This window comes from bacterium, assembly GCA_009926305.1.
Classification (GTDB): Bacteria; Bdellovibrionota_C; UBA2361; order UBA2361; family RFPC01; genus RFPC01.
In genome coordinates this window covers 54,793-77,191 of the sequence record RFPC01000005.1, presented here as the reverse complement: position 1 = coordinate 77,191, position 22,399 = coordinate 54,793, and the positions used below count along the sequence as shown (strand labels likewise).

The following is a 22,399-nucleotide window of genomic DNA, read 5'->3' as shown; positions in this document are numbered from 1 at the left end:
CGAAAGGCGTCCCGAAGATAGTATGGGGATGGCAATGGCTGGCATGCTCGATGCGCCTGGAAGAGAGACGAGGCGTAAAGCCAACTTCTTTGACGAAAATACGGGTGCGCTCTTTGGGAATATTAACAGCTCTGAGGCTCGGCTCCATAATCAGTATGGCTTTACCCCTGTAAGAGGCGAATATCTAGCCCGTACTGACCCTAAGGAAACTGGATTCAGGGGTGATAAGGGCTTCACACGATACCTGAACCCAATGAACCAAATGGCGCAGCATCAAGCTGAAGCTAATGCAGAGAAGATAACACGAAATACCGAGAGGATGCTCCCTGAAGAATATCAGAAAAAGTAAATATAGAGCCTGAATCTCGCGGAATTCTTGGGGATGCAAGAATCGCAGCAAGCCAAAATGTCATCCTCAGTCCGAATTCTTCGCAATTATGGGCTACATCATCCCAATCGCAAGGGGAAGTTCTTCTTTTGGTTCTTTCAATTTTAATCGGAACATGCCTGGTACCGGTATGCTGACGATCGACTATGGGCCAGAACCATCGGTGATTATGAGTCTACTCGATGGATAGGATAGGGACGGATGAAAAGAAGGTATACGAGATACTGTCTGGGAAGAGTGACGCGGAGCGAGAAAAGCTAAAAGAGGCGTATGAAAAGATTACAGGGAGCACTCTAGAATATGATCTTGCACATGAGTTTAGTGGAGTAGAGCTTGATAAGGCGATGGATCTCTTGAACACAGGTGAGGTCAGTGATGTGGTACGTGTTCGTTTTATAGGTGAGGGTTTTGAGGGTGATCTGAAAGGATTATTTGCAATACTCCGAACAGATGACCGCGAGCGGCTTGAGCAGCTGAAGGTGGATTTTAAGAAGCGTTATAAGGAAGATCTTAAAGATTGGCTCATCGATGAGCTTACGGGGCGGGATGAGCTAGAGGCGATACTCGCTCTAAGGGGAAAGCTAACTACGCCAGAACAGCGAATAGAACATCTTCAGCTCCGCCTGGAATATGAATCTCGTTTTTTTGCGAGGCTCTCTCAAGGAACACTATTGGAATCTGATACAGAGGAGAGAGCAGAGAAAATCCTAGTGTTGGCCGCTAAGAAGCTGCAAATTTATCGGAGCGATAATGATGAGGATCCGAGCCTCAGTCAGGAAGAGAGGGACGATATCGAGCGACTTCTTCGTTTCGTGGAGCTTGATTTAGATACTTTGAAGAGAAATGCTGGGCGTATCCGACCAAAGCCCAGTCCGCAAGAAGAAAATAAGGTGGAAGAGATAACTCCCTAGCTCTATTATCTCGGGCGTGCCCGCTGAAGATCATGACCGCTCCGAAGAGCAGTTCAGGCAGTGAACAGGAAAAAAACTAGTCCAGTCCAGTCGCTAAGAGTAGCCACCGTCTTTCAGATACTCCTGTGCCCCCGCGAGAAGGTGCGACTTGTGACCAACTCCTTGCCTTAAAAATGAAGTGAATGTTTCCATCTGGCGCTTTGGCTCCTTCAGGTGGGTGCGGATCGCTTGCCCCATCCCAGACCGATATTTTTAATACTTCGTCAAAGGGTTGGCTTCCTGAAGGTGCTTCAAGAAGGACGCTTATGAGCTGACCCTCAGGAGAAAGTATGGCACGAATCGTACTAAAGTCCCTTATGGAACGAATATGAGAAGGAGAAAGCGCTTCCCAACCACTTGCTCGAAGCGCGCTAAATACTCTGGTAGCAACCCGTTGTACAAATACTGCAAATTTACTCGCCTTTGCATTGAGCAGAGTAATGTCCCCGTCTGGAAGGTCTGGTAAGAAATCATTTGAGCCGAAATCCCCGAATATCTTTGCTCCTGAGCCTGTTGGTCGAGAAAAAGGAACAACTTGGAGCGCCTTTTCCGTCGAGATGCCTGAAAGAAGCTCTCTCGCCCTCGGGTTCGGCTGCTTTGCCTGAGGTGTCTCACTCTTCTGACCAAATGCATCCTGGAGAGTTTCCTCAGCCAGCCGTAGTGACTGAATCTTTGGTGCAGGCAAAGGGGGGGGCGAGGTGCTTTCCAGTCCTGGTGCTTTCTCTTTCAACGGTGGGTGTATTGCCTGCTGACGAATGTTTAACGAGGACCGTTCTTCAGGTGTGCCAGCATCAAAGCTATCACCTCGCCTTACTTGCTCGTTTTGTGTGCGAGAGTTTTTGTCAGACACTCGCGAAGATATTGGAACAGCTTCTGTTGAATCCTCGAGGGGAGAGAGCCGAACGATTTGTTTTTGATCCACGGTTGCTGGAATAAATTGAATGTCGATAACTGGAGGTTGATGAACGAAACGAGGCCAAGCTCCGCCCGCAACAAACAAGACTACTCCATGAAGAAGGAAAGAAAGCACTCCACCAGTAATCAGCCACGGCGTGACCAGTGCACTTGAAGGCGGGAATCTCGGTTCTGCAATACCTGCAGCCCCATCCGCAGAGAGGGCAAGCTGTTCTGTCTTATATCGACCCGGCATAGTGACGCCATCTTTTGTTACTTTCGATGAGTGCAAAGAATAGGTCAGAAGCCGTTTAAAACCCATAATTCGGCTCGGTTCGCCGTAAGATTTTAGCCCTACGGTGATTTTAAGGGCGTTCCCCTCGGAAAACTGCCCTAAACCGTTTCCTCATTCTCGCCTTAATGATACACCAGAAGGAGAAAATCTTACAGGACGTGACCCATGTTTGGCCTAGGCCCCTTTGAAACCGTAGCAATAGCCCTAGTCGTAGTGCTTCTTTTCGGAACACGGAAGCTCCCTGAGCTCGGAAGCGGACTTGGAAAAGCGATCAGTAACTTTCGAAAAGGGTATCAGGATGGGATGGCGATCGATGTTACTCCCTCCGATGACAGGAATGCTGCATCTGCTAGTGATGCTGGCTCGGCTAGTGATGCTGGGTCGGCAGGACCAAGCGAAACGAAGAAGCGTTAAAGTCGCGTCGCTCATCCCGGCTCCTTCCATTTTCCTCATGTATCGTTTGTTGTCGTAGGTGAAGTCTAGACACCTCATTATGCGTTCTCATGCAGGAATCTCTCCCTTTTGCCCGCGGGTCATCGGTTTTTTTTGTGAACCGTTCGACACTCAGTAGTTTGCATGTTTGCAGCGTACACTTCACCGCATTCAGGCTTCACACGATTCAGTGGAGATGCTTGAGTTGCAGAGCGTTTGAATAGGATTTATCGGTAGACCGCAAGGGGCCGCATAGTGAAAAAATGCGCTTTTGCTACATCTTCAGCGTTAAAGAGTATGCGAACTTTTCTCCGCTCTTTTGGCTTGATTCTCGTGTTTTGATGGCTCAAGTCTGCTTCTCGAGAAAAAGCGTCTTGTGCATTTTCGAAGCCTTGTTCTGCTGGTACCAGTGCTCCAAATGGCAGGCGGCGCTTCATGAGGAGCACTCCTTGCGCATCATACAGGGCAGCTTCTCCATCCACCTGATTAATGAGAAAGTCCTCGCCATTTTCTAATTGACCGTCAATGCTATAGATGCGCCCACCAGAACGGAGGGAATGTTCCCTCAAAACTACACCATCAAGCGCTATCTTACTTGAAGCTGGCAAAGGAAGATCCTGTGAAATGAACTCTTTCACATGCCCTTGATATGCCCCATCTTTTTCAAGGAACACCGCGAATCCGCCAAGCCCCACCAGGATCCCGACAATAAGGAGGGTGAATAGGGCAGTTCCAGTGTTTGATGAGAGAGAGTTGAGTTGTCTCTCTGCGCGAGTATATCGAACTTCTGCCCTCTCGTGCTCCTCAGCGTTCTCAGCATTTTCCTCAGGGGAGGTAATAGAGATAACACTTGTCGGTCGAGTGTTAGCATTCAAAAGATTTCTATCCTGCAATTGATAAGGGGGATTTTGACGAGGATTGGGATTTTCGATGTTATCAAACATCTGGTTCAGTCCCATTCCGCCTGGTCTGCGAGTTGGAAGCGCATCGAAATTCCGAGTGCGTTCTTCCGACGGAAGTTCGAGGTCGCTAGAGGAAGTATCTTCAAAGATGTCATCAGGTAAATCGAGAAGTGTCTCCCGCTCAGGGGCTGTGACTTCTTCTCTGGCATCCCATTCAGGAATTTCAGAAGCGGTGAGTTCTGCGGATGCATTTGCACTCTCTTCTTCCACGAACTCTGTTGCTGCGCGTTCTTCCTGTTGAGGCGATTCCCATTCCCACTCATTGGCTGCCCACTCATCATCCTCTTCAAGAATAGCGTTTTGCGTCGGGGGATCTTCCCATTCTGGTTCCTCGAAGCTCGGTGTTTCGGTTCGAGTTTCGATATTCGATCGTGGGTCGGCAGAGCGTTCAGTAGGATTTGATCCTTCTTCCTCTAGAGAAAAGAGAGGCTCTTGAATAGGCTCTCCGAAGAAATCTTGCTCGAAGGCGTCTTCTTCTATCTCTTCCATTGAAAAATCGCTATTTTCCAAGACATTATCGTGTTCGAATCCCGTATGAGATTTGTGCTTTCGCTGCTGAGAGGAAAAGTCCTCGACATTCTCCGACCCACCGCGCGTATTGTTTTCAAAGGGCTCAAGAGCCTGAGCATCTGAAATAAACTCGCCATCTCTTTCAAAGAACGGGTTGGTCTTGAATAGGAAAATTGCATCACACGACGAGCAGTGTAAAGACAACTCACCAGGATCGGATGCCTCTTGCTCTTTGGTCGAATGAGAGTGAGGAAGCGAGGTCAGCGCAGCGTCACTCGGGATGGTGTATTGCGAATGACAAGACGGACATTCAATGATTCGAAGAAGCGATGAAATCTCAGGATGCTGAACCGAAGCTTTTGAATTCTGGGCGAGGGGTTGGTCTGAGTGAGACCTCTGACGGCCTCTTGCCTCATTGTTGTTCGCCTCCCGTATTCGACCTTCGAAGGAGGTGTGTGGTAAGGAAGATTCGTTTTCTCTCTTCACCGTATTTACTTTCCCTCCAATTCCGAGAGTCTCATGAGTTTCCGACATTCCTCGAAAGTAACCCGCAATCCTTACGTGAGTACTTCCTATGTTGTGTTAACACTGCACCAAGAGATGTTGTGTTAACACTGCACCAAGAGAGTTGCTCTCCAAAGAGAGCGAATGTTGCCTTCCTCTGGCGAAGCCGCCCCCATACTGATGACCCATCATCCTTGCCCGTTCACAACCCGAAAGAGAACCCTCTTGTCTCTGTGCGTTGAGCTCGGAACTCTCCTCTTCTTAGATTCAGGTGGGAGGCCACGGGTTCTCAACTCACTAGAAATAAAGCAAAATTCAACCCTCGCGTTTTTTAACGAGAGAGACAAATCCTTTACTTTTTCTAATTGTAACGGCATTTTACCAATTTCAACAGCTGTTATTGTTGCTGAGGCACTTTTCTCTCGAATGGTGGCCGTAGCTGGCAAATGAGTCCTACCGCAGGTAGTCTGTGCGGCAATAGTAACGTGAAGCCTCGGATAAGGAAGTGAAAGCGCACCAACCACCGTGTACATTCTGGCTAGGAAGACACAAGTTCTCAGGATCAGGTCTATGGGTGTATCTCGAGACTATCCTTCCCCACCTCATAGAGCGAGTGTTAACAGAAGGATGTGCGGTTCGTGTTATCGGGGCAGGGAATGAAGAGTTAGCGGAGCGTCTCGAGCTGATCTTAGGAGAAGCCTCATCAAAAATTGAATTCGTATGGCTGAAGAACCCACTTGGGCTTCGCTATCTCGGTCATCTGCAAGATATTTTTTATCTTGGCCGCTTTAGCGGCATCTTTCACGGTTTCAGCAATGTAATTCCGCTTTTTGGTGGCGGTGATACAAATATTGTTACCTTGCATGATCTTTTCCAGGCATTTCCGCCTTCCGCCCCGCGTGGACTCATAGCAAAAGCAAAAGCTCGATTTTATCGAATGATGTTTAGACTCCTTTTTGGAAGGAGAAAGCTTGCAGCCGTAGTGACTGACTTAGAAGATACCACTCATCAATTGCGAGAACTCTATCCGGTTCCGAAAGTAGTGACTGTTATTCATCCCCCGCTAGCCGAACATTTTCGGACTCGTAGTGACTTGGAACAATCTGAATCATGTGAGCGCGAGGATATACTCCTCGCTTTCGGAAGTTTAGACCCAAGAAAAAACTTTCCCCGCATACTTCAGGCGTACAAGAAATTCCAAACGGGTGCGGAGCTTCACGTTGTGCTTGCCAATAGCCATGCTGAATCAATCATTTCTGAACAGATTCGTTCTAGTGGAATAGAGGGAAGCAAAGTAACAATCCATCATCACCCGGATAATGATACGCTCTGCGCACTGTATCGGGAGGCATCTGTGACACTTTTCCCTTCGTTAGCTGAAGGGTTTGGTTACCCCATCTACGAAAGCCTCTCTCAGGGGACGCCTGTGCTCACATCCGTTGGCTTGGTAATGGGCTCCTTACGGGTAAGCCAGGAGCTTTTGGAGACTTGCAATCCCCACTCGGTGGATGATATCCAACGGGGCATACAATCGCTGCTTTCGCTGAAGGTATCGCCAACGCTGAGGGATGCGGTCATATCGGAGGTTCAAGCAGCGCTTAGCCCTGAAAAATATGTTGCTCAGCTCGTGGGGTGCTACTTTTCAGTTGCGAAAAATGCTCGACTTTGTGAGGTTTCACAGGAGTTTGGGAATGGGCTTCAGCCGGAGCCGTAAGGGGGATTTACAGGAGAAACTACATGGCAGACTCAACCTTTGAACAAGCTATTCGTCAGTTGGATAAAGCACTTGGTTTTTACAAGATTGATATAGAGTCGGAACAACGACTTCGTTCTCCCAAGGCAAGTCTCAGTGTTTCGATTCCCGTTCGAATGGATGATGGAAGCTTAAAAGTCTTTCAGGGATACCGAGTGCGGTATAATGACCTGTTGGGACCTTCGAAAGGAGGTATTCGTTTTCACCCAGACGTTAATCTAGATGAGGTAAGCTCACTCGCATTTTGGATGACGTTCAAGTGCGCCGTGGTTGGAATTCCATACGGAGGCGGTAAGGGTGGAGTAACAGTGAATCCGAAAGAGTTGTCGCTTTTAGAAACCGAGCGTTTGTCACGCGGATATATGTCAGCTATCGCTGACTTCATAGGTCCTGATGTTGATATCCCAGCTCCAGATGTTTACACCAACAGTATGATTATGGGGTGGATGGTTGATGAATATTCAAATATTCGAAGAGCGTACACACCGTCTATCATTACGGGAAAGCCGATTGCACTTGGAGGATCGCTTGGACGAGAAGATGCCACAGGAAGAGGTGGATTTTATTGCATGGAAGCAGTGCGTGATACTCTAGGAGCATCAGGCAAGCAGTTGCGAATAGCCGTTCAGGGGTTTGGAAATGTGGGCTATCACTTTGCAAGGCTTGCACACGAGGCAGGGCACAAGATTGTAGCAGTTTCAGACTCAAAGGGTGCTATTTATAAAGAAGAAGGGCTAGACCCCGTCAGTGTTTACAAAGTAAAGAGGGAAACGCGGAACTTAGAGGCGGTATATTGCCAGGGCTCTGTATGTGATCCAGTCGACCATACTCGACTAACGAACGAGGAACTGCTTGAGCTCGATGTAGATATTCTTGCACCAGCAGCCCTTGAAAATGTTATTACGAAAGAGAATGCCTCGCGCATCAAAGCGAAAATAATCGTTGAGTTAGCGAATGGACCAACGACTCCAGAGGCAGATGAGATTCTTTTCGAAAACGGGATTCATGTTCTCCCAGATATTTTGGCCAATGCCGGTGGTGTGACGGTGAGTTATTTCGAATGGGTTCAGAATCGACAAGGATTGTACTGGGAAGAGGAAGAGGTGCAAAAGAAACTCAAGCAGATCATCGATAAGGCATCAGCTGAAGTTATCGAATTGCAGAAGGAACATAGAACGGACCTGAGAACGTGTGCCTACATTTCGGCCTTAAAGCGACTAAACAGTGCAGTTGAGGCGAAGGGGACGGTACGAGACTACTCAGTCCGAAGGTAGCCAGCTTGGCGCTTTTATCCTGTTCTCTCCGAGAATGGAGTTTATTTGAGTAAGAAACGTAGCAGAGAGAATAAGTCGCTTCATGGAAGAGCAAATAACCTGGTAGTCGGGGTGAATGCCTGCAACGAGTTGCTTCTGCATGCTCCAGGAAGAGTGCTTGAGGTGTTTATTGAGAATGAAAAGGCGCATCCTGCTCTCGTTCAAAATGCTCGTTCGGGTAACATTGCTGTTCACGTATTAGAGCGGAGGAAGTTGTCTGAGCTCGTTGAGGGGGTCAGTCACCAGGGCGTAATAGCAAGGGTCTCTGAGCGAAGTTATCAAGAACTTCCTGCTATCATTGAACGGCTGAATGATGCTGAAACGGCTCTAGTCGTGGCTGTTGATGAGTTGTATGATCCCCAGAATTTGGGCAGCATTTTGCGAGCGAGTGAGTGCTTTGGAGCAGATGCTGTTATGTGGTCTCGGAATCGGGGAGTCTCGATTACCCCAGCAGTCACCAAGGTGAGCGCGGGAGCAAGTGAACTGCTTTCCCTCTGTCCTGTGTCAAACCTCCGTAACGCTCTCGCGGAGTTAAAGAAGTCTGGATTTTGGGTGTGTGTTGCAGCAGTTGGGAGTGAGGCGCAGTCTATTCATGAAGTGGAACTTCCAGGAAAGGTGGTTCTGGTGCTTGGGAGTGAAGGAAAGGGTGTGCAGCCTCTCATTCAAAAAGAAGCCGATCTTTTGTTGAAAATCCCTATGTTCGGGAGGATTGACTCGTTGAATGTATCGCAGGCCGCAGCAGTGTTTTTGGCGGCGTACCGTTCACAGATTGGAAAAACGCCCTCCTGAGGCAACTCGGTTGAGACACTGGGTAGTTGAAGCACTGGACAGGCAAAACAACGTTCTATAACATGGCGTGCAGAGGGTCTTCGTGCCGACTTTTGATTTGAATAATTTGCTGGTTAAAGTAGGTTAAAGCTGTAGGAGTAATGTGGCGGGTTTCACGGGTTGTGAGCAGTCGCAGCTCGGAACGTTATAGTGTTGGCTCGTCTGGAAGATGCGAAAGACTGTCGGCTTGTGCAGTGACTTTTGGCACGTGCAATGACCTTTGGCTTGTGCAGTGACCTTTGGCACATGCAATGTGCCTGGACTTTCAATTGAATCTCGTACGAAGTAAAAAAGAGGGAGATCCTCTAGAGGAAGATAATTTGAATACAACTGAAGATTCTACTCGATACACCCCTTCCACGGGATACCACCAAGGAGAGAGGGTTCCCGATATGCAAGCAATGAAGGCGGTATCAACAGAAGCGGTTTCCACTGATCCGCTATTTACGGTTGAACTCGACCACTTCCTTGGCCCCATAGACTTACTGCTTCATCTCGTGAAAAAGAACGAGATGGAGATTGAGAAGATCTCTCTCGCTTACGTTGCAGACCAGTACGTGGCATGCCTTGAGAAGATGCGTTCCGTAGACCTTGAGATAGCAGGAGAATATCTTGTCATTGCCTCTACATTGCTCTCCATTAAATCAGCGGTGTTACTCCAGGAGCCTGTAGAGTTAGAGCTGGATGATGAAGGCAACTTAGTTGATCCTCATGAAGAGCTGCTTCTTCGATTAAAAGAAGCTGCTATTTATTTAGATGGTGCAGCGCTGCTGAACGACAGGCCCGTATTGAACAGGGAAGTATTTGCTCCAATTTCTACCCTTCAAGAGTTCCCGGTGCCGCAAGAATCGTATCGAGTCCATGACCCGTATTTACTCGGAGTTGCGTTCAAGAAATTGCTTGAAAAAGCGGGCGAAGAGGAGGTGCGTTATCAAATTACTCTCGATAGTGTCTCGATTGTAGACCAGATGATGGGAGTTTTGGAGCTGTTAAAGACAGCAAGTTCACCAATGAGTTTTGAGTCGCTCGTTTTAGGGACGGCAAAATCTGAGCGTTTACAACGAGCGTACGTAGTGGGGACGTTCATCGCCTTACTCGAGTTGTCGAAACGACAAGTTTTGTTAGTGCACCAAGAGGAGAGCGAGATTCTTGTTTCGTTGAAGAAAGAGGATGAAGAAACCAAGGTCGCTGATACTCTGGCGTCTATGGTTTTTAGTTCCGAATTTGACGACGCGTCCTCAAATGAACATCGGCCAGAAGTTCGAGAAGCTGCTCCTATAAAGTTAGTCGTTGGCAGTGATACATGATTTGGCAGTGATACATGATTTGGCAGTGATACATGATTTGGTAGTGACACAGAAGCCGATTCACCAGTGAGAGGTATCAACGAGAAAAGGATAGAGAAGCATGGGAGAAGCAGGGATGAACAAAGAAAGCGAGTCAGCTCTCGTCGATGGAGAGCTCGCAGAAAATAGCGAAGAGAAAAGCTTTTCGTCCGATGGTGCTTCGGAAGCTGAACTGGAAGCAGTGCAGAGAAGAGAGATCCTCGAGCAGCTTGGAGAAGCAGAGCGCCAGGCACTGGTTGAATCGTTGTTGTTTGTCAGTGGAGAACCGCTTTCAAAAGGAAAAATCGCAGACGTTATCGGGCTAGAGAAGTCAGAAGTCGATGACCTTGTAGAGTCAGTGAAGATGAAGCTGTCGCTGGAAGAGAGTGGGGTTGAGTTATTTGAAGTGGGCGGCAAACTGCAACTTCGTACCAAACCGCAATTTGCGTTGTTTGTGAAACAACTAAGGGCAACTCGCCCAAAACGACTCAGTCAACAGGCCATGGAGACGCTGGCAATCGTGGCATACCGTCAGCCAATCGTGCGCTCTGATGTAGAAAAGATACGTGGGGTAGATGCAACCCCGACATTAAAAACCTTAATAGACAAAGGATTCATACGAATCGTGGGTCATCAAGAAACCATAGGTCAGCCAGCATTGTATGGCACTACACAGCAGTTTCTTGAAGTCTTTGGCCTCTCTTCCCTCTCAGAGCTTCCAACGCTGCGAGATTTGCAACAGCTCGAAGTGCACGCAGATAGTAGTGAAGAAGATGAGTCGGAGGAGGCAAACGAGACTCTTATTCAAGACACTCCAGAGCAAAATGATGCGAGTTCTTATGGCGTCAACAGTGATGATTTAGATTCCACTGATGCCCAAACGCCTATTTCATAGGGCAAAAAGAGAGATATCATGACTATTCGACTCAATCGTTACCTCGCTCAGTGTGGAGTCTGTTCTCGGAGAGCCGCAGATGAGCTCATTAGTGAAGGACGGGTCCGTGTGAATGGCACGGTGGTTGAAGCCTTGGGGACAAAGGTCAATCCCGTAACGGACACGGTGAAGGTCGGTAATAGAGTCGTTCGTTCAGCACATCCCGGGGTCATTCTTTTTCATAAGCCAAAGAATGTGATCTCCACATTAAGTGATCCAGAGAAGCGACCGTGTATCGGTGACTATTTGGGGAAAAAGAGAGAGGGATTCGTGCCAGTTGGGAGACTGGATTTTGAATCAACTGGACTGATCATCTTGACCAATGATGGAGACCTTGCAGACCGTCTTCTTCATCCAAGATATGGGATTGATAGAGTATATGAAGCGCGGGTGGCAGGTGTTGTAACAGAGAAAACACTACGTCGACTACAACGCGGAGTTCATCTTGAAGATGGACGAATACAGGCTGAAGTAAGCATCAAAGAGACCCAAGTAGATGCAACCTGGTTAAGAATTGTGATTCGATCTGGAAAGAAACGAATTATTAGACGCATGATGGATCACGTGCATCACCCAGTCTTGAAGCTTCATAGGGTCTCCCATGGTCCATTTCACCTTGGAAAATTAAAAAGAGGCGAGATGATGGCAGTTCCTGAAGAGAAGTATCAAACACTCCGTGCAGCAGTCTTTCAGTAGCCAGTATCCCTGTTTTGCTACGCTCATCGGGTGGAGAATATGCCAGGGAGGCTATATAGTGAGCCGTCTTGACTCTGTCAGGGGAACCATGTAGCGTCTAGGACGCACAATCATGGCGCGGGGTGGAGCAGCCCGGTAGCTCGTCGGGCTCATAACCCGAAGGTCGCAGGTTCAAATCCTGCCCCCGCAACCATCGTGATGTGTTCCCTTTCTTCTATTTGTCTTCTGTTTTCCTGTTTCCTTTTTTGTCACTGTTTCCTTTTTTGTCACTGTTTCCTTTTTTATCACTGTTTCCTTTTTTGTTATGGAGCGCACTACTTCATCCATACTCTATTTCTTCATGTATTGCTCTTCAGCATCGTGCGAGTTGAGCGAGCTCATTTTGTGGAAAATCCTTGAATAGAGATCACTTGAGTATGGCGCATCGGTGATGCTCAGGCTCTCTGTATCCTAGAGAGACTATCCCGCTTTGCTCCCCCAGTTCTTCTGAGGAGGTTCTCTCTTCCTCAAAAGCTTGGTATACCTTTTAAGGGTTATCGAAACAGAGAGGGGGTGGGCAATGGAAGTTCGGGAAAAAATATTGCACGACTTGGGACTCGTTGGTCGGCAAGCCGGAGCTATTGGTGATTCAATCTATGAATCGTCTGGTAAAATTCTAACAAGCTATTCCCCAATTGATGGTGCGCCTCTCGCTGAGGTCGTAACGGCAGATGAGACAACGTATGAAAAGGTCGTTGCCGATTGTGAGAAAACTTTTGTTCGTTGGAGAGAGCTGCCCGCGCCACAACGAGGCGAAATCGTCCGACAGATGGGCGAAGCAATGCGAGAGAAAAAAGATCTGCTCGGAGCTCTTATTACACTGGAAATGGGCAAGATTGTATCGGAAGGCAAGGGCGAGGTTCAAGAAGCGATTGATATTGCTGATTTTGCAGTAGGGCTTTCACGGCAACTCTACGGTCTGAGTATGCACTCCGAAAGGATGCGCCACCGTATGTATGAACAATGGCATCCACTGGGAACAGTCGGTGTGATATCTGCTTTTAATTTCCCGATGGCGGTCTGGGCATGGAACGCCATGATAGCAGCGGTGTGTGGAGACGTGGTGTTATGGAAGCCCTCTGAAGTAACCCCACTCTCTGCTATAGCAATTCAATCAATCTGTCGTGATGTCGCTGCACGTCATGGATATCCAGCACTGTTTTCTCTGGTCATTGGCGATGGACCCGCTCTTGGTCAAAAAATGGCAGCTGATCGACGTTTGCCGCTTATATCTGCTACAGGTTCGTGTCGAATGGGATTCTCGGTAGCTGAAACGGTCGGAAAGAGGCTTGGAAAGAGCTTGCTTGAGCTCGGTGGAAATAATGCAGTAATCGTTTTGGATGATGCTGACCTGAATCTTGTGCTTCCTTCAATACTCTTCGGTGCGGTTGGAACTGCCGGACAACGATGCACATCAACGCGCCGATTGCTCGTAGGTGAAGGAATCTATGAAGAGTTAAAGGGAAAACTTATACATGCCTACGGGCAAGTGCGTATAGGAGATCCGCTCGATGATAATACTTTGATGGGACCATTGATTCATAGCCACGCTGTTCAAGAGTTTCAGAGTGCAGTTGCAAGCGCACAGTCTCAAGGGGGAGTGGTTTTAGCTGGAGGAAACATTGCCTCTGGGTATCCTTCAGCGAATTATGTTCAACCTACGCTCATTGAGATAAGTCACGAAGCGGATATTGTACAGCAGGAAACCTTTGCTCCGATACTGTATCTGATGAAGGTTAAGAATCTTGATGAGGCTATTGCGCTCAACAATTGTGTGGCTCAGGGTCTCAGCTCAGCTCTGTTTACAGAGTCGATGCGATCTGCTGAGCGATTCCTCTCTTTTTCGGGGAGTGACTGTGGTATTGCGAATGTAAATATCGGAACGTCTGGAGCAGAGATCGGGGGAGCCTTTGGTGGAGAAAAAGACACTGGAGGTGGACGTGAGTCAGGGAGTGATGCCTGGAAGCAGTACATGAGACGTCAAACCTGTACCATTAACTACTCAACAGATTTGCCCCTGGCCCAGGGGGTGAAATTTGAGCTCTGAGACGGCTAAAAAAGGCTATTTCATAGAGAAGAGCACCGGGTCTTGAGGTGGAAAAAAGGGGCTGGATATGCAAGAATTTTCGCGTATCGCGGTGCCTCGATAAGTGGGTCAGCTGTAAAAAAGAAACTGGAGTACGAGAATGAAAAAAAGATTACAAGGAAGAACTCTCCAAGCGGTCGAGATGGCGCTTTTGATTGTTATCTGTGCAGCTGGTCTTTTTGGCTGTAAGAAGATTTCATATGATCTGACGAAGAATTCAGAGCTCGAGGATGCACCAGAGTATACGGTTGAATTTCAAGAGAACCGTTCTCCAGCTGAAGGAGAAGTGAGGAAAGCGTTTTAGTGATATTTTTGCCTTCATAGGGTTTTCATTTGCGAAAAGAGTTCAAACGGAGCTACCCATTCATACCGTCGGAGTGCTGTTTCGGATATGAGGGTTGCCGTAAGAAGAGAGAGAATTATGACATTTTCATTAATGCAGGAAGTTGAATCACGAGGTCACGAGCAATTAGTAGTATTTCACTATCCAGAAGTTGGCCTGAAAGCATTTGTCGCAGTGCACAATTCTGTGCTTGGCCCAGCACTGGGAGGGTGCCGTTTAAGAAACTATCAAAATGAGAATGAGGCGATAGAGGATGTGCTACGGCTCTCAGAAGGAATGACATACAAGAGCGCAATTGCAGGTATGCCTCTGGGTGGTGGAAAGGCATGTATCTGGATTGATCCGCACTTTACTGAGAAAAGAAGAGAGCTATTTAATCAGTTTGGCAAATGCGTTGAATCGCTGAGTGGAAGATACGTCACCGCTGAGGATATGGGAACGACCGAGCAGGATGTTGCTTGGGTCAAGGAGCATACCCGATTTGCAACTGGAGTTTCTCGAGAAGAGGGCGGGGCCGGTGACCCTTCTCCGTGGACTGCGAAGGGTGTCGTTCAGGCGATTCGCGCAGGAGCAGAGGCTCGATTTGGTACGACTGCACTGACGGGAAAGACTGTTTCAGTGCAGGGCGTGGGACACGTAGGGCGATATATAGTCGAGCAGCTCTGTGAGCTCGGAGCGAGCGTTATTGTTACAGACTCGTACGAGGAAACGTTGCGCTCTGTTGTTAACGATTTTGGGGTGAAGGCAGTTTCAACTGATGAGATTTATGATGTGGAAGCTGATATTTACTGCCCCTGTGCGATTGGTCAAACAGTCAACAAGGATACTCTGCCACGGCTGAAGTGTAGCGTTATTGCTGGAGCAGCAAATAATCAGCTCTCTGACAGCTCGATGTACGATATGATTGAAGATCGGGGACTTCTTTATCTTCCTGACTTTGCTATTAACTCAGGGGGAGTAATCTCTGTAGGCGCAGAGCTTAATGATTCTGGATGGAATGAGTCCTGGGTAACCGAGAAGGTAAATGCCATTTTTGATACTACGCATCTAATCATCGCAGAATCCGAAAAGAGAAAACGTTTTTCAGAAGAGGTTGCTATTCAGCTTGCAAAAGAAAGAATAGAGGAAGCTCGCAGCCGTTAAGCAGGAGGATCGGCGTCGAAGTGTAACGGCGAGTGCAATCTGGTAAGGGCTCGGTGTAGAGACCTGTATTGACTGGTGCGCTCGTAATCGTGAAAGACCCGAGCGTAGAGATGGGCAACGTGAAGAAAAACTCAAACAGTTCGTTGGTCTCGACAAATCTACTAACGCACCTCGAAATTCGTGAAGTAGAGTCTGATGCAGAGCTTATGTCGTGCCTATCTCTAGAAAGGCGTTTGGGGGAGGCGCGAGAGGCTGCACGGGAAGAAGGTTTCCTGATAAAAAGTGGAGACACCCTGGAGAGCTATCTCAACTATAGACAGTTCTCCAAGTTTTATCTCGCCATCTACAGAGATATGGTAGTCGGTTTCGTATATCTCTTTCCTCCTCAATCGCCTCTACTTCAAGAGCGCTTGGAAGCAGATAGGTATATCACTCAGTATGACTTTAATCTGAGAGAGATGCATAAGGTTGGCTGGCTGGCGAAAATCGCGGTAGAGCCCGAGTTTATGGGACATGGGATTGCAGGTGCGCTTCTCGATAACCTGTTTCAGACTTGTCGAGGGCTCGATGTCATCTCAACTATCGCATTCGCACCATTACGGAATCTTCCCTCCGAACGGTTGCATAAAAGACATGGCTTCTTTCAGATTGGTATTGGAAGAATCCGGGGGAGGGATGCGGTGAAGCATCTGCTTTACTCGGTGTATTTTCGAAGAGCGACATGATGCCGAGCAATAGTCTGTAAGGCGCTCTCATTTGGCTTCTGAATTAAGAGTTGTGCTCTCTCTGGCAACTTGCTAGAGATGCCGTACTTTACTCGACTTGTTTCGTAAGGAAGTGCTAATTCATTCCTACAATGAAGGTGAAGAAGAGTTTGGCTCGGGATTAAGAAAAAAATCGGGGATATTTTCAAGGTGACAACCTCCGAGTAGCCTCCTAACGCTTTTCCCCTCTGATCTTTTCCTCACGCTAGGGTATAATAAAGAAGCATGGTCATACGTTCTCATTTCATAGAAGGGCTCTCATTAGAGGAGCGAGACTTTCAGTTAACATCACCCTTTGTCCCTGCCGGTGACCAGCCGTCAGCCATTGCGCAACTCTTAGAGAATATTACGCATGGAGTTCGTTATCAGACGCTTCTCGGTGTAACGGGTTCTGGTAAAACGTATACCATGGCAAATATTATCGAAAAGCTCGGACGCCCTACGCTCATTGTTGCCCCCAACAAGACATTAGCCGCTCAGCTGTACAGCGAATTTCGAGAATTTTTTCCCGAGAATCGAGTCCGTTATTTTGTGTCTTATTACGATTACTATCAGCCTGAAGCCTACGTACCTGCCACCGATACCTATATTGAGAAAGATGCTGCCATTAACGAGGAGATCGATAAACTGCGTCATAGCTCAACGCGGGCGATCTTGGAGGGGCGAGATGCAATCATCATAGCGAGTGTGAGTTGTATTTATGGATTGGGGGCGCCCGAAGACTACTTCCGAATGATGCTCTTTGTTGAGCCTGGGCAAGAACTCTCTCGTGAGGATGCGATAAGACAACTTGTTCTGATGCAATATCGGAGATCGGATATTGAGTTCAGTCGAGGCACGTTTCGTGCAAGAGGTGATACTCTGGATGTATTTCCAGCTGATGAAGACTCTCAGGCTATTCGAATGATGTTTTTTGGCGATGAGCTAGAAGAGCTCTCCCTCTTGGATCCAATTACAGGACATTCCATTGCACCGCTGAAAAGAGCAGCTATTTATCCAGTGAGTCACTATGTTACGGGAAGAGAGCAGATTGAAACGGGAATCCAGACGATTCGGAAAGAGTTAACGTTCTGGTTGCCCCGTTTGAGGAATCAAGGAAAAGTTCTTGAAGCAGAGCGTTTAGAGCAAAGAACCCTCTACGATCTCGAGTTGCTGGAAGAGTCTGGCTTTTGTCCAGGAATTGAGAATTACAGCAGGCATCTTTCAGGAAGAGATGAAGGGGCACCACCTACTACATTACTCGATTATTTCCCCTCGGATTTTCTGCTGGTAATTGATGAGAGTCATGTCACGCTCCCTCAACTTGGAGGGATGTATAATGGAGATCAAGCGAGAAAGCAGAGTCTTGTTGACTATGGATTTCGACTTCCATCAGCACTTGATAATCGCCCACTCAATATTGATGAGTTCTGGGAGCGTGTCGGACAGACAATTTTTGTCTCGGCTACTCCCTCTGAGCGAGAGCTTGCGCTGAGTGAGGGGATGGTCGTTGAGCAAGTGAATCGACCAACCGGGCTTCTTGATCCTGCATTACTCGTTCGGCCGGCGAAGAATCAGATCGATGATCTGTTGAATGAGATTCAGGAAACCATTCAACGAAAGGAGCGAGTGCTTGTGACTACGCTTACGAAACGAATGGCAGAGGATCTTTCAGAATATTTACGAGAAAATGGCATTCGGTGCCGATACCTACATAGTGATATAAAGACTATAGAACGAGTTGAGATATTAAGAGGGCTCCGTAAGGGAGATTTTGATGTCCTGATCGGCATTAATCTTCTTAGAGAGGGGCTTGACCTTGTTGAGGTGAGTTTAGTTGCTGTCCTTGATGCTGATAAGGAAGGATTTTTACGGTCGGGACCTTCTCTCATTCAGACCATTGGCCGAGCCGCTCGAAATATTCACGGCAGAGCGATACTCTATGGAGATCGCATAACTGGCTCAATGCAAGCAGCTATTGATGAAACGGAACGTAGACGTGCCATTCAAGCGGCCTTCAATGAAAAGCACGGGATTGTTCCTCGGTCTGCAATAAGAAGAGAGCAAGCTCCGCTTGTCGAAGAGGTTGATGCAACCGAGATTCAGGTTGGAGAACAGAAAATAGAAATCCCTGAGGATTCGCGAGCTCAGAAGAGATTAATAGAATCGCTAAAGAAGCAAATGTTTGATGCAGCAGCAAGTCGTGAGTTCGAGCGAGCTGCTGCTTTGCGTGATAGCATTCAAGCCATAATGAATAAAATGATGACCTTGGCATAATCTATAATGAAAGAAAAACTTCATCAGCGCGTATCAAAACTTCCTACTCGAACAGGTGTATATCTGATGCGAGATGGAAAGGGTGAAGTAATCTATGTTGGTAAAGCGAAGAACCTCAGAAGTCGAGTGAAAAGTTATTTTTCTGGTTCTGATGAGCGACATACGGTGCCCTATATTGTCAGCCGAGTCGAGGATATAGAGGTAATCCTGACCTCAGGAGAGCATGAAGCGTTTGTGCTCGAGCGAGATCTGATCACCCAGTATAAGCCGCGGTACAACATTCGGCTGAAGGATGACAAATCGTATTTACATGTGCGCATTGATCGTAAAGCTCAGTGGCCGAAACTTGAACTCGTACGGCGACCCGTAGAGGATGGAGCAGATTATTATGGCCCCTTTACATTCTCTTATGAATTGCGGACGGTGCTTGATCTCATCAAGAAGGTCGTTCCGTTAAGAACATGCCGTGATGCCGTTTTTTATAATCGCCAACGCCCATGCCTTGAATATCAGATTCGTCGTTGCTCTGGCCCATGTTGTTTGGAGGTAGATCCGTCGGAATATCAATCATGGTTAGACCAAGCGGTCCGTATTCTTGAAGGAAATACCGACTCTATCACCGAAGAATTACTCCGTTTAATGGATCAAGCCTCGGAAGAGCTTCGCTTTGAAGATGCTTCTCTTTATAGGGATCGCCTGAAGATAATCGATAACTTTTCGACTCGCCAGGCTTCGGTCTCTCCTGGTGGCGAGAATAGAGATGCATTCGCCTATTATCGAGAAGAACGACTCATTGTTGTTTCGGTCTTGCGTGTTCGTAATGGCCGACTTGCTGAAAATCATAATTTTTGTCTCGAGGGTGTAGAAATTCCCTCTGATGAAGTGCTTGCTTCAGCGATCAGCCAGTTTTATCAGGCGGGAAGAGTGATTCCACGAGAGATTCTCACTCCCGAACCGCTTGAATCGTCTGAAGGTTTAATTGAGTCGCTGAAAGCAATGAGGGGTGGGAGTGTTGAGATTCTTCAACCTCAACGTGGGGTCAAGTTCCGTCTCCTCGGACTAGCTGCCCTGAATGCAAAAGAGCATTTTATTGCTCAATTCGATCGTGAAGAACGGTATCAGCAAATTGCAGAGGCGATTGCTAAAACGTGCCGTCTTCATCAAATGCCCCGGCGAATTGAGTGTCTTGATATCTCGAATCTTCAAGGGAGCGATATCGTTGGTGCGATTGTTAGTTTTTGGGACGGTCAGCCTGATAAATCTCGATATCGACAGTATCGACTTGCACTTGATGGAAAGCCTGATGACTTTGCGGCTATTGAAGAAGTAATGCGTCGCAAGCTTGCGAGAGCGAAAATGTCCCCAGAGATACTCCCTGACTTACTGATCATTGACGGAGGGAGAGGCCAGCTTGAACGAGCAAGTCGTGTAGTTGACGAGTATGATCTTCATCTTGATATCGTAGGGTTAGCCAAAATTCGAGACAGCACAGGGACGAAGAAGAGCTCCGGTGCTCGAAGAGGCGATGCACAACTCAAAGTCGAGAGAGTTTTTCTCCGTTCTCAAGCACAGCCGATAGCATTAGACCTTCTGGCTGAATCAACGCGATATCTTCAGCGAGTGCGTGATGAGGCTCACCGCTACGTGATTGAATTTCATCGAAAGATTCGAGACGGGCGTTCCCGTAAATCGCGTCTTGATGAAATCTCAGGAATTGGACCGGAAAGGAAGAGAAGACTCTTGAAACACTTTGGAAGTCTGAAAATGATTCGTGGAGCTGCTCCTGAAGAAATTGCAAAAGCAGGAAGAATGCCGGTGTCCCTTGCCCATCGTCTACTACAAGAGCTTGCAAACGAGTAATGACGGCTTAGTAATATTTCCTCAAGGATTTGAGTCTTAGGAAGTCACGACTTGAAATCGTTCCCGATGGCGCTACACCACTTTTTAGAAGCGTTTCCTCCAGGATCTCTTTTCGCTCCTGTACTTCTGGATGGGTTGGGCTAAGGTGCCATTCGATAGAGGCAAAAAGTTTTTTGTCTGAGAATACCGCCAAAGCTGCTTTCGGATTGTAATGGGCTGCCATGAGAAGATGTAGGGCAAACATATCTGCCGCACGTTCTTGGCCTCGCTGGAATTCTAAGTGCGCAGCATCTCCTATGGATACGTGGTTCAGTGCTATATGCGCAAGCTCATGAGCAACAAGGAAGGCAAGTGCAGATTCAGAGGGGAGTACTGAGAGCATCCCCGTCGAGATCAAAACAGTATCTGGTGGTGCTACAAATGATAAAGCTTTTCGGCAATCAAGAATATGAATGGAAGTATTTTTTAAGTGGTGTGCGTGTTGTTCGGCAGAAGCTAATCTGAGCTTGATTCGGTTGAGAAGATCTGTCCAAGGAGAATCAGCATTTGGTGGGCAGACCTGTTGTAAAGATACTAATATTTTCTCATAAGAGAGGAGTGAGTTCAGGTGTTCATGTTCTGCTGGTAACTGTCTGGTCGATATGGGTCTGGTGGAGCATCCGAAGTTCCCTATTGTCATCACGAGCAGACATGTGGTTATCAGACATCTCATCCCGAGTCGTTCGGTAGCCACGTTCATCCTCAATCCCAAGGTCATGTTCTGTCTCGAAAGCCTCTCTGAAAAGTGCATCTTGATACGAGAGTATATTGGCGTAGGGTCATGCTATGTCAACTTCCCTCCGTATCCCATGGCAGAAATCAGTTGAACTTATTATAGTAAGGACGTGAAACAGGCGTGGGATGTTATTATCATAGGGGCTGGGGCTGCAGGTCTGATGTGTGCCATCGAGTCTGGACGGCGAGGGAGGAAGACGCTTCTCATTGAGCATTGCGAAAAAATCGGGAAAAAAATTCTCATCTCTGGCGGTGGTCGTTGTAATTTTACCAATATTCATGCTTCGCCCGATAATTACCTCTCTGAAAACCCGCATTTCTGTAAATCGGCGCTCTCTCGATATTCGCCGCATGATTTTATTGCGCTGATCGAGAAACATAACATCGCATATCATGAGAAGAAACTTGGACAGCTCTTTTGTGATGGCTCGTCCCGTCAAGTGGTAGGGATGTTGTCGACAGAGTGTGCCGAGCATGGTGTAACAATCATTACGGGATGTTCCGTCATGGAAGTAAGAAAGGACGAGATATTTTATCTCTCCACTTCTAAGGGCGATTTCACAACTCAGACACTGGTTGTCGCAACAGGCGGTTTATCCATACCGAAGATGGGAGCGACAGACTTTGGTCATTGTCTGGCAGACCAGTTTGGGGTTCGGCGGACTGAGCTCAAGCCTGGTCTTGTTCCCTTTACATTTCCAGAGAGTATCCGTTCAGAATATGAGGAGTTAGCAGGCGTATCTCTCGCGGTAGAGGCCTCGGTTCAATCAGCTCAATTTCGAGAGAATATGCTCTTTACCCATAAAGGCGTCAGTGGGCCAGCGATGCTGCAGGTCTCCTCGTTCTGGAAGGATGGAATAGCTATTGAGGTTGAGCTTTTGCGGACTGAGGTTTTGGATGCGTTGTTTAAAAAGTATGAGGGATCCCAGAAAGAGGTCGGGACCATTTTACAAGAAGCGCTCCCCAAACGGTTCTTGAAGAAGTTTCTTGATACGAGATTTCAAATGCGTCCTTTCTCTTCGCTCCAGTTGAGCGAGCGAGAGTATTTGCGGCAGGCGTGTTTCATGTGGAAATTTATACCGGGTGGAACTGAAGGATATCGCATGGCTGAAGTTACCGTCGGTGGAGTTGATACTCGTGATATTTCTTCAAAGACCTTTCAAGCAGTGAATGTTGAGGGATTATTTTTCATCGGAGAAGTATTAGACGTCACTGGATGGCTGGGAGGATATAACTTCCAGTGGGCGTGGGCCTCTGGCTTTTGTGCTGGTCAGTATACCTGAGGTGTTCTGAGATATGTGAGCTCTGCCATCTACTCGAGCAACATTCTATGGCAGAGATTCGAATGAT

Annotated in this window: 20 protein-coding genes and 1 tRNA gene; 18 read left to right on the top strand and 3 right to left on the bottom strand. The window is 47.6% G+C overall.

Translation table 11 applies throughout. From position 1 onward, the window contains the following. The first annotated feature begins 22 nt into the window (after nucleotides 1–22). Nucleotides 23–349 carry a hypothetical protein gene (locus tag EBR25_02075; GenBank protein NBW39770.1) on the top strand — a complete coding sequence of 109 codons (327 nt, stop codon included), beginning with the start codon at nucleotides 23–25 and terminating at the stop codon, nucleotides 347–349. 221 nt (nucleotides 350–570) lie between these two features. Next, nucleotides 571–1,299, top strand: a complete 729-nt coding sequence (locus EBR25_02070) for a hypothetical protein (protein ID NBW39769.1) — start codon at nucleotides 571–573, stop codon at nucleotides 1,297–1,299. A 76-nt stretch (nucleotides 1,300–1,375) separates the two neighbouring features. Here EBR25_02070 and EBR25_02065 read toward each other — a convergent pair whose 3' ends face one another. After that, nucleotides 1,376–2,488 (bottom strand): hypothetical protein, encoded by a 1,113-nt coding sequence (locus EBR25_02065; protein NBW39768.1) that lies wholly within the window; start codon nucleotides 2,486–2,488, stop codon nucleotides 1,376–1,378. A 204-nt stretch (nucleotides 2,489–2,692) separates the two neighbouring features. Between EBR25_02065 and EBR25_02060 the strand changes: the two genes are divergently transcribed. Further along, on the top strand, nucleotides 2,693–2,941 hold the full coding sequence (locus tag EBR25_02060; GenBank protein ID NBW39767.1) for a twin-arginine translocase TatA/TatE family subunit: 249 nt from the start codon (nucleotides 2,693–2,695) through the stop codon (nucleotides 2,939–2,941). A 245-nt stretch (nucleotides 2,942–3,186) separates the two neighbouring features. On the opposite strand, the gene EBR25_02055 is transcribed toward EBR25_02060, so the two are convergent. Next, on the bottom strand, nucleotides 3,187–4,965 hold the full coding sequence (locus EBR25_02055; protein NBW39766.1) for a DUF3426 domain-containing protein: 1,779 nt from the start codon (nucleotides 4,963–4,965) through the stop codon (nucleotides 3,187–3,189). Between the two features lie 114 nt (nucleotides 4,966–5,079). Here EBR25_02055 and EBR25_02050 point away from each other — a divergent pair, with 114 nt between their 5' ends. From EBR25_02050 to uvrC, 14 genes are all read left to right on the top strand, one after another. Further along, on the top strand, nucleotides 5,080–5,385 hold the full coding sequence (locus EBR25_02050) for a hypothetical protein (protein NBW39765.1): 306 nt from the start codon (nucleotides 5,080–5,082) through the stop codon (nucleotides 5,383–5,385). A 124-nt stretch (nucleotides 5,386–5,509) separates the two neighbouring features. After that, entirely contained in the window at nucleotides 5,510–6,649 is a 1,140-nt protein-coding gene (locus tag EBR25_02045) for a glycosyltransferase (GenBank protein ID NBW39764.1), read from the top strand. 23 nt (nucleotides 6,650–6,672) lie between these two features. After that, nucleotides 6,673–7,962, top strand: a complete 1,290-nt coding sequence (locus tag EBR25_02040; GenBank protein NBW39763.1) for a Glu/Leu/Phe/Val dehydrogenase — start codon at nucleotides 6,673–6,675, stop codon at nucleotides 7,960–7,962. Nucleotides 7,963–8,007: 45 nt separating this feature from the next. Then, nucleotides 8,008–8,790 carry a 23S rRNA (guanosine(2251)-2'-O)-methyltransferase RlmB gene (gene rlmB, locus EBR25_02035; protein NBW39762.1) on the top strand — a complete coding sequence of 261 codons (783 nt, stop codon included), beginning with the start codon at nucleotides 8,008–8,010 and terminating at the stop codon, nucleotides 8,788–8,790. A gap of 290 nt (nucleotides 8,791–9,080) precedes the next feature. Then, nucleotides 9,081–10,136 (top strand): hypothetical protein, encoded by a 1,056-nt coding sequence (locus tag EBR25_02030; GenBank protein NBW39761.1) that lies wholly within the window; start codon nucleotides 9,081–9,083, stop codon nucleotides 10,134–10,136. Nucleotides 10,137–10,236: 100 nt separating this feature from the next. Next, entirely contained in the window at nucleotides 10,237–11,049 is an 813-nt protein-coding gene (scpB, locus tag EBR25_02025) for an SMC-Scp complex subunit ScpB (GenBank protein NBW39760.1), read from the top strand. Nucleotides 11,050–11,067: 18 nt separating this feature from the next. Further along, a complete protein-coding gene (locus EBR25_02020; protein NBW39759.1) occupies nucleotides 11,068–11,784 on the top strand; it encodes an rRNA pseudouridine synthase in 717 nt (238 codons plus the stop codon). 116 nt (nucleotides 11,785–11,900) lie between these two features. Next, a tRNA-Met gene (locus EBR25_02015) sits at nucleotides 11,901–11,977 on the top strand. Between the two features lie 366 nt (nucleotides 11,978–12,343). Continuing rightward, entirely contained in the window at nucleotides 12,344–13,870 is a 1,527-nt protein-coding gene (locus EBR25_02010; protein ID NBW39758.1) for an aldehyde dehydrogenase family protein, read from the top strand. Between the two features lie 139 nt (nucleotides 13,871–14,009). Next, nucleotides 14,010–14,213, top strand: coding sequence for a hypothetical protein (locus EBR25_02005; GenBank protein NBW39757.1), 204 nt, complete (start codon nucleotides 14,010–14,012; stop codon nucleotides 14,211–14,213). A gap of 87 nt (nucleotides 14,214–14,300) precedes the next feature. Next, nucleotides 14,301–15,395 carry a Glu/Leu/Phe/Val dehydrogenase gene (locus tag EBR25_02000; GenBank protein NBW39756.1) on the top strand — a complete coding sequence of 365 codons (1,095 nt, stop codon included), beginning with the start codon at nucleotides 14,301–14,303 and terminating at the stop codon, nucleotides 15,393–15,395. Nucleotides 15,396–15,463: 68 nt separating this feature from the next. Next, on the top strand, nucleotides 15,464–16,120 hold the full coding sequence (locus EBR25_01995; GenBank protein ID NBW39755.1) for a GNAT family N-acetyltransferase: 657 nt from the start codon (nucleotides 15,464–15,466) through the stop codon (nucleotides 16,118–16,120). A gap of 264 nt (nucleotides 16,121–16,384) precedes the next feature. Then, entirely contained in the window at nucleotides 16,385–18,415 is a 2,031-nt protein-coding gene (gene uvrB, locus EBR25_01990) for an excinuclease ABC subunit UvrB (GenBank protein NBW39754.1), read from the top strand. 6 nt (nucleotides 18,416–18,421) lie between these two features. Next, on the top strand, nucleotides 18,422–20,275 hold the full coding sequence (uvrC, locus tag EBR25_01985) for an excinuclease ABC subunit UvrC (GenBank protein NBW39753.1): 1,854 nt from the start codon (nucleotides 18,422–18,424) through the stop codon (nucleotides 20,273–20,275). Nucleotides 20,276–20,282: 7 nt separating this feature from the next. Here uvrC and EBR25_01980 read toward each other — a convergent pair whose 3' ends face one another. After that, nucleotides 20,283–21,065 (bottom strand): ImmA/IrrE family metallo-endopeptidase, encoded by a 783-nt coding sequence (locus EBR25_01980; protein ID NBW39752.1) that lies wholly within the window; start codon nucleotides 21,063–21,065, stop codon nucleotides 20,283–20,285. Between the two features lie 94 nt (nucleotides 21,066–21,159). On the opposite strand from EBR25_01980, the gene EBR25_01975 reads away from it, so the two are divergent. Beyond that, the gene (locus tag EBR25_01975) at nucleotides 21,160–22,332 is read left to right on the top strand and encodes an NAD(P)/FAD-dependent oxidoreductase (GenBank protein ID NBW39751.1); all 1,173 of its coding nucleotides are present in this window, start codon (nucleotides 21,160–21,162) and stop codon (nucleotides 22,330–22,332) included. Nucleotides 22,333–22,399: the final 67 nt, after the last annotated feature.